The organism is Novosphingobium sp. ST904 (genome assembly GCF_001298105.1).
Taxonomy (GTDB): Bacteria; Pseudomonadota; Alphaproteobacteria; order Sphingomonadales; family Sphingomonadaceae; genus Novosphingobium.
The window spans coordinates 22,046-29,738 of record NZ_LGJH01000112.1 but is presented as its reverse complement, the minus strand read 5'-3'; the positions used below and the strand labels follow the sequence as shown (position 1 = coordinate 29,738).

General features: G+C 64.1%; 5 protein-coding genes and 2 pseudogenes. 4 read left to right on the top strand and 3 right to left on the bottom strand.

The features are described from left to right. Positions 1-100: pseudogene (locus tag ADT71_RS04595) on the top strand (IS5/IS1182 family transposase); the annotation flags it as partial. Between the two features lie 88 nt (positions 101-188). Beyond that, positions 189-1,424 (top strand): PHB depolymerase family esterase, encoded by a 1,236-nt coding sequence (locus ADT71_RS04590; RefSeq protein ID WP_369818165.1) that lies wholly within the window; start codon positions 189-191, stop codon positions 1,422-1,424. Between the two features lie 92 nt (positions 1,425-1,516). Here the strand turns inward: ADT71_RS04590 and ADT71_RS35435 are convergent. The 3 genes and pseudogenes from ADT71_RS35435 to ADT71_RS04575 form a co-directional block, all read right to left on the bottom strand. After that, positions 1,517-3,050, bottom strand: a pseudogene (locus ADT71_RS35435) (DUF389 domain-containing protein). A 476-nt stretch (positions 3,051-3,526) separates the two neighbouring features. Beyond that, entirely contained in the window at positions 3,527-4,042 is a 516-nt protein-coding gene (locus ADT71_RS04580) for a YSC84-related protein (protein WP_165913366.1), read from the bottom strand. A 394-nt stretch (positions 4,043-4,436) separates the two neighbouring features. Next, positions 4,437-5,066 carry a TetR/AcrR family transcriptional regulator gene (locus tag ADT71_RS04575; protein WP_054435515.1) on the bottom strand — a complete coding sequence of 210 codons (630 nt, stop codon included), beginning with the start codon at positions 5,064-5,066 and terminating at the stop codon, positions 4,437-4,439. Positions 5,067-5,203: 137 nt separating this feature from the next. On the opposite strand from ADT71_RS04575, the gene ADT71_RS04570 reads away from it, so the two are divergent. Together ADT71_RS04570 and ADT71_RS04565 are read left to right on the top strand one after the other, a co-directional pair. After that, positions 5,204-6,652 (top strand): efflux transporter outer membrane subunit, encoded by a 1,449-nt coding sequence (locus ADT71_RS04570; protein WP_054435514.1) that lies wholly within the window; start codon positions 5,204-5,206, stop codon positions 6,650-6,652. Further along, positions 6,652-7,674, top strand: coding sequence for an efflux RND transporter periplasmic adaptor subunit (locus ADT71_RS04565; RefSeq protein WP_231635584.1), 1,023 nt, complete (start codon positions 6,652-6,654; stop codon positions 7,672-7,674). The genes ADT71_RS04570 and ADT71_RS04565 overlap by 1 nt, the downstream gene beginning before the upstream one ends. Positions 7,675-7,693 lie beyond the last annotated feature (19 nt).

Genomic DNA, 7,693 nt, shown 5'->3' with positions numbered 1-7,693 from the left:
CGTCGCCACTCGCTACGATAAGCTCGCCGCCAACTTCCTCGCCATGGTCCAACTCGCCTCTGTGCGGCTGTGGCTCCGCGCTTATGAGTCTACGACCTAATCTGGATCAATCGGATTTTTCCGAAAGTTGGTCGTCGGAGCGGCGCAGCCGGATTGCAATCCCATCATCTCGATCCACGTATTGTGCAGTGCAGCAAATCAAGGATGGGTTTTGCTCCGTCCACGTTCTCTCCACTTGCACAAGGAATTCTGCGATGCGCAATATTTCCGATACGATCGCCCGGCTCAGCGCCTTTCGAGAACATGCGCTGTCCCAAGTGCCTTCGGAAAGCAGGGGGCGGCTCAGGCCCAAGGAGGATTTTGGCTCGAACCCGGGCGATCTTCGGGCCTACACCTACATTCCCGAAAATCTTCCGGCGCAGGCACCGCTCGTCGTCGTCCTTCATGGATGTACCCAGTCCGCAGCAGGGTACGACATCGGGTCCGGCTGGTCGGAAATGGCGGATCGTTATGGATTTGCGCTCCTGTTCCCCGAACAGCAGCGGCAGAATAATCCCAACCTCTGCTTCAACTGGTTCTCTCCCGGAGACAGCCGTCGCAATTGCGGCGAGGCACTCTCGATCCGCCAGATGATCCAGGCCTTCGAAAGCGATCATCCGATCGACACCGGCCGGGTGTTCGTCACAGGTCTGTCGGCGGGGGGCGCCATGGCAGCGGTGATGCTCGCGACCTATCCCGAGGTATTTGCCGGCGGAGCCATCATTGCCGGGCTGGCCTACGGCTGCGCTGCATCGGTTCCCCAGGCTTTCGACCGAATGCGCGGCCATGCCATTCCGGAAACGGGGAAACTCGCCTCGCTCGCTCGCGGTGCCTCTGAATGCAACGGACCCTGGCCCTCGGTTTCGGTCTGGCAAGGCAGCGCCGATGCCACCGTCAGCGCGTGCAATGCAGATGCCATCCTCAGCCAATGGGGAGCGCTTCACGAGGTCGGCCCGCACCCCGATCGCATTGAGAACATCGGTGGGCACCAAAGGCGCGTCTGGTGCGACGCCGATGGGCGGGAGGTGATGGAGGCGTACTCGATAGCCGGAATGGCACATGGCACGCCTCTGGATACTTCAGGTGAAAACGGATGCGGGAAGAGCGGTGCTTTTATGTTGGAGGCGGGCATTTCCTCAACGGACCGAATTTGCATGTTTTGGGGACTTGCCGACGACAGGACGCGGGGCATATTCGCACCTGCGGCAGGGCCAACCTTATCTGAAAGCCGGGATCTGGCGCGGTCTCGTTCCTTGAGCAAAGCCGGCAGTACTGGCGCGGTCCCCATCTACCCCGCGCCACTCCCGCATCCGGCAAACTACAAACAGGGCGCCGTGCGCAAGGTGATCGAGGATGCCTTGCGCGCTGCCGGATTGATGCCTTGACGCTGCCGGCCGCTGTTCAGCTTTGGCAAAACCATCGGAATGATGCTTGTGCCAAAGTAGTCGTTTGACGGCGGAACCTGTCACAGTGGCGATCAAGGCTCGTCGTCGGCCTCCTCTACGTTCCGCAGGGCGAACCGGCTTCCGGCGGCTGTGGCGGTGACAGGTTCGATGCCGTTTTCCCGCAGCAGAGCGGCAATGGCGATAGCTCTGCGTTGGATGAGCGAGGGGTGTTCCGGGATATCCGCCGGCAGGCCCGGAACACCGAGCCTGCGCACGTTCCAGCGCCGCGCGGCCCATGCGGTGACCAGCACGCCTTCCCGCGCCGGGGCGTCCAGCGTGTCGTCGGTTCCGGTGAATCCGATCGGCGGGTAGGCTATGCGCGGCGGGGTGAGCACCACGTCCCACCCGTCCGCCTGCGCGGCGGCGCGGCGTTCAAGCGTACGGTAAGTGGCGAGCGAAGCGCCGGGCAGGGGCTCGGCAATCGCCATGGCGCGGTGATGATCGCGGTCGACGGTCACGCTGTCAGGTGCGATGCCTGCGGTGAGGGCCAGCATCTGGGATAGTCCGGTGATCCGCTGGGTCTCGATCGCGGCGGCGTCGCCTGCCTGGCGCATCTCTTCGCGCTGTGCTTCGATCGGGCCGGCGCTGCTTCCAGCAGCACCTGGTCTAGCCGCAGCCTCAGCGGCCGTCCCAGCTTTGCCGTCAGGTCGCTCTGGAGCGCGGCAGTACGCTGCATCCTGTCGCGCGGGGTGATGACGACGGCCCGCACCACCACCGGGTCGGCATCGAAGTCCATGTCGAGCTGGGCCACGCGGGCATCGGCGCCGAAGCGCTCGGACAGGAAGGAGCGGGTCTGGTTCAGGGTCACCGCCTCTCCTGCGATCTGCTTGAGCGAGATGCCCAGCGGAATGGCCATGGCGACGAAGACGAACAGCAGCACGAACGTCTGCGTCCAGCTTTGCTGCTGCTGAGGTGATGCCCGAAGCCGTAGAAACGCGCCATCACCGTGGCGGAAAGCGCGATGGTCACGAAGTTCGTTACGAACAGCGCGAAGGCCCCGCCCAGCACCGGCATGTTCCAGGTGGCGAGCCCGTAGCCCACGACCGCCAGCGGCGGCATCAGCGCGGTGGCGATGGCAACGCCGACTATGGTGTCCCCGCGGCCGCGGATGATGGCGAAAGTCCCGGCCAGCGCCGCGAACAGGGCCACGGCAAGATCGAACAGGTTGGGGCGGGTACGGGCGATGATCTCGCTGGTCGGCGCCTGCAGCGGAGAGATCGCGACGATCAGCGCCGTAAAGACCACTGCGGTGACGGCACCCACCGCCAATGCCGTCAGCGAGCGGCGCATCTCGGCGAAATCGAAGAGAACAAGGCTGAAGCCAAGCCCGAGGATCGGGCTCATCAGCGGAGAAATCAGCATTGCGCCGATCACCACCGCCGGAGACGACAGCAGCAGGCCGAGCACGGCGATGCCCGCCGACATCATCACCATGAATGCATATCGCGGGGACCACCCGCTATCTTCGGTTATGCGGGCCATCACCGCTTCGTGATCGACCCGGCCAACGACGGAGCGCCGCCACCAGCGATAGAGCGCTATCTGCTCAAAGCGCTCCCGCAGCATGTCATGCCTGTCCCAACTTGCTGACTGATCCACCCCCTGCATCCTCCCCTCTTGGCTCAGCTACACCAGGCAAGAACCCTTGATGTGCGATCCGGTTTCGCTGCCGCTGACCATCGCTGCGCGCGGCCAGAATACGCGCCTCGTGCACCGGGTTCCCAGGGGTTCGTGCAGCACGCTCTGACACAGGCGATGCCCTTGAGAAAGCGGGCATCGCCAACATCGCTCTCGGGGATTGCCGCAATGTCGCACTTATGACACGCGCCGATGGACCCAGCCGATGTGCTCAAGATGGCCGCGAGCCTGCCCGGTATGCAGGCAGTGAGCCTCGGCACGATCGGCACCGCGCTGCCCGGGCATGCTACCTTGACGATCAGGGCGCTGTCGCAGCCGCAACTACCGGCCCATCGACACGCCGCTTCGATGGGCCCCGTCCTGCGCTGCCAGGCATGGCCTTTAGCAAGAAGGCATATATTCCCTCATTTCGGGTGGATTTCCTTGATCCTGCTGCCCCTGAGGCTGACGCCCGCCATCAATCCCTCCTGGCTGAAGACGAAGGCGTAGATCGCCTTGTTCAGGCTGGCCGTATCGAGCGAAGCCGCTGCACCCTTGTCGATAAGGGCGATGCCGGTATCCGAGCCGGCATCCCAGTTCGTGCCGTCCGAGACCTCAGCCAGTTTCTGGTCGCTCATGATGAACAGGGCATAGCCAAATCCCTGAGCGCCGATCTGGAATCCTACTGAGGCGCTTGAAATATTGAAGAATTTCGTGGCCTTGCCGTTCTTGAGCAGCACGCCGTCGCCGGATGCTCCCGCAATCACCAGCCCGCCCTTGATGATGTGGGGAAAGATCATGATGCCCTTGGCGCGCTTGCCGACGGCCGCCGCCTTGGGATTGGAGGCATAGAGTTCTTGCAGGGCGGCTCGCGATTTCGCCTCGATATCCGATGCCGATGATCTTGCAAGAACCGGGGCCGGAACGGTCAGGGCCAGCATGACTGCCACTGCACTGCGAACTGCTAGGCGACGCGTGATTTGCTGATAAGCTATCCTCATGGTTCGTCCCTTTTCCACAAAACTCGGTTAAACCCGCAGGAGCACGGAAGGCGGTTTTGCATGCTCGATGTCGATTACAGGCACCGACAGTCCTCATGCCGCATGTGTGCAAGGTGACTGAGGCGCCGGAAGCGATCTATCGGGGTTAACACCGAGATTTCGGAGTGGTGTTGCGGTAGGACAGCCCCTGATCCCTCAATCGAGGCCGGTTACCGGCAATGGTTCGCACAAGGATGGGGGGGCGCGCCCGAGCACGGTTGGAGCGAGCCGGCCTTATCGGCATGGCGCAGCGCGGTTCCGGCATGGATCTCGCGCGGGTCTGCAGTGAAGGGCGTCAGCGCGGGGCGAGGCCGCGCACGATCAGCCGGGCGATCCCCGATGCGAAGGATAAGGCGGACTCCCGGGCGCCTTCGGGCACGACCTGAAACTGGTGATTGAACACCACGATCGACACAACGAATTGCGCCGCCTGGTTGCAGTCCGCATCTTCGGCGATTTCGCCGATCTGCTGCGCTTCCTGGAGGAGAATCCGGGCCGGTTCCAGGAACATGGACTGCGAAGCCTGAGTCAGTTCGCCGCGCAATTCGGCAAGCGCGTCCGGGTGCATGGACAGCGCTTTCTGGAATGCCCTGGCGGCAGGGCGCTCAAGGAGATCGAGCACCGCGACCACATATTTGGCGATGCGGTCCTCCAGAGTGCCGGTCCTGTCGAACCTGATCGGCGCAGCCCCGCGCAGAACCTCCCGGACCGCCTCTCCGAACAGATGATTCTTGCTCGAATAGCGCGCGTAAACCGTCTTGCGGCTCAATCCGGCGGCCTGTGCCACCGCGTTTAGCGAGGCAGCCTCGCCGCGCTCGATCAATTCGGCGATCGCGGCGTCCAGAATGGCCCGATCGATGGCGGCGGCCTCTTCCAGACTTGGACGCCCCTTTGCGCGCGGTTCGCTCTTGGACTGCGATGTCATCGAATGTCTGCCTCCTGGCAGGCACTTAACCGTTTTCGCGATCCGGTATCAAACATTAAAGAAACACCATTGTATATTTAATCGCCGCTTGGTACCGCCGTATCCGGAAAAACGGGAATCGCGAGCAAGGCACGTCCATGGGCCTGAGGTTTGTCGGTATCGGGGCATTCGTGACCGCAGGGGCTGTGCTGTCCGCCTGTGCGCCTTCGGTTCAATTGCAGAGACCCGACCTCGCCGTGCCTGCCGCGTTCGCGGGCGGGGCGACGGCCGCGGCATCGTTGCAGGAATTTCCGCTCGACCGTTGGTGGTCGGCGTTTGCCGATCCGCAGTTGAACGATCTCGTCGAGACGGCTTTGGCCCGCAGCACCACGGCGCGGCTTGCAGCCTCCCGCCTCGCCGAAGCGCGCGCCACCCGGTCCGTCACGCGGGCGGGTACTCTTCCAAGCGGTAATCTTGCGACCACGGCAACCGAGACGGGAACTCGCAGGCTGTGGGGCCATGGGGTCAATGCAGGCGGGGCCGACACTCTGCAGGCGACATTCTATCCCAGTTGGGAAGTCGATCTCTTCGGCCGCCTTGCCGCCACGCGCGAACAGGCAGACGTTGAGTACGCGTCCTCCAGCCTCGATTTCCATGCGGCCAGACTGGCGCTGGCGGCAGATGTCGCTTCGTCGCTGTTCGATGCGCGAAGTGCGGCAATCGATCTCGCCACTGCGCGTGAGCGGCTCGAAATCGCCGAACGGCTGGCGCAATCCGCCCGTATTGGTCTGGGACGCGGGCTGACGTCGGGGCAGGATGCGGACCGCCTCGAAAGCGATCTGGCTTCAGCACGCGCAGAAGTTCCGCGCCTTGAAGCGGAGCTTCAGGCGGCAAAGCGATCGCTGCTCATCCTCACCGGAACGCCGGACGCCGCCACAGACAGCCTCACGATCGAGGCAAGCCTTGCTGCGCCGCCGGTGTTGCCGGCGGCCACGCCGGGGATATTGCTTGCCCGGCGGCCGGATGTCCTTGCTGCAGGTCTTGCGGTGCAATCGGCGGCGCTGGGGGTTCGGATCGACCGGCTCGCGCTGTTCCCGCGCTTCACGATAGACCCGGGCATTGGACTGACGGCAGCGACCGGCGGGGCAGGCGGGGGCACCGGGCTGTGGTCCCTGGCGGCCGGTCTCGCGGTCCCTCTGCTGGATCGCACACGTTTGATGGCGCAATTGCGGGTTACCGAGGCTCGGGGCAATTCCGCCGTCGTCAGCTACGAGCAGACGGTTCAGAACGCCTTCGGCGAGACGGAGAACGCGCTGGTCAGGCTGGCGGCAAATCGCCAGAGGATGGGCGATCTGGAGACTGCGGAACGCCGCTCGCGCTCGGCATATGACAGTGCCGCGCGCGGCTATCGGAACGGCCTCACCGACCTCACGACCCTGTTGCAGAGCGAACAGACCTGGCTCGCCGCGCGCGCAGCGCGCGATGCCGGAAGGCTGGCGCTCCTTACAGGCACGGTCGCTGCCGTCCGCGCGATGGGGGGAGGATGGGAGCCGGTCGCCGACATGCCGGCAGAGGCGCGAATAATCGAGGCGCAGGGAGCGCAATGATGATGACTTCGAAGATGCCGGTTCTGGTTGCTCTTGCGCCGCTGCTGGCAGTGACGTTGCTGGCAGGGTGCAAGGGCGAGGCGCCCACTCGCCAGTCCTTGCCGCCGCAGGTGGTGACCGCTGCAAGTGTATCGATGCGCGAGATGAACGGCGGTCTGTCCGCTTCAGGTCGTCTTGTGCCGCGCGAAGAGACGGCTGTGGTAGCCGATCTCGCCGGATATCGGATTTCAAGGGTCCTGGTCGAGGAAGGCGCGCTGGTTCGGAAGGGACAGACGCTGGCCGTACTGGACGACAGCCTGCTCGTTTCCCAGATCGCACAACTGCGCGCTACGCTCGCTCAGCAGCAGGTTGCCTTCGAGCAGGCAAGACAGGAAGCTTCACGGGTCGATGGGCTTGAAAATCAGGGCGTATTGTCGAACGAGGCGATAGCGTCGCGGAAGTTCGCGGCACGCAACAGCGGGGCCGCGCGGGCCGCGACGCAGGCACAACTCAATGACCTGCTGGTCCGTCAGGCGCACCTTATCGTCCGGGCGCCATCCGCCGGTCTTGTCCTTGAGCGCACGGCCCGGCCCGGCGACACGTCGAGCACGGGAACCGCGCTTTTCATAATGGCGCGGGACAACCTGATGGAGCTTTACGCGGAGCTGCCGGAAGCCTCGACAACGGAAATACACGTCGGCGACCCGGCTCGGGTCATCCTTGCCTCCGGCCGAACGCTCCAGGGCACCGTACGCCTGATCGGCGAGCGAGTGGACACGACCACGGGCCTTGTCATAGCCCGTATCGCATTGCCGGTGGACAGCGAACTGCGGCAGGGCGGCTTTGCCAAGGCGACGTTCGTGCGGCCGTCCGCGTGGCCACGCTGCCCGAAAGTGCCGTTCGCTACGATGCCGATGGAGCCAGTGTCATGGTCATCGATGGCAACACGCGGGTTCATCGGCAGGCCGTTCGCACCGGTCGCCACGCCGACGGTCTTGTCGAACTCAGGGAAGGTCCGCCTGAAGGTACGCGGGTGGCGGTAAAGGGCGCTTCCTTCACGCT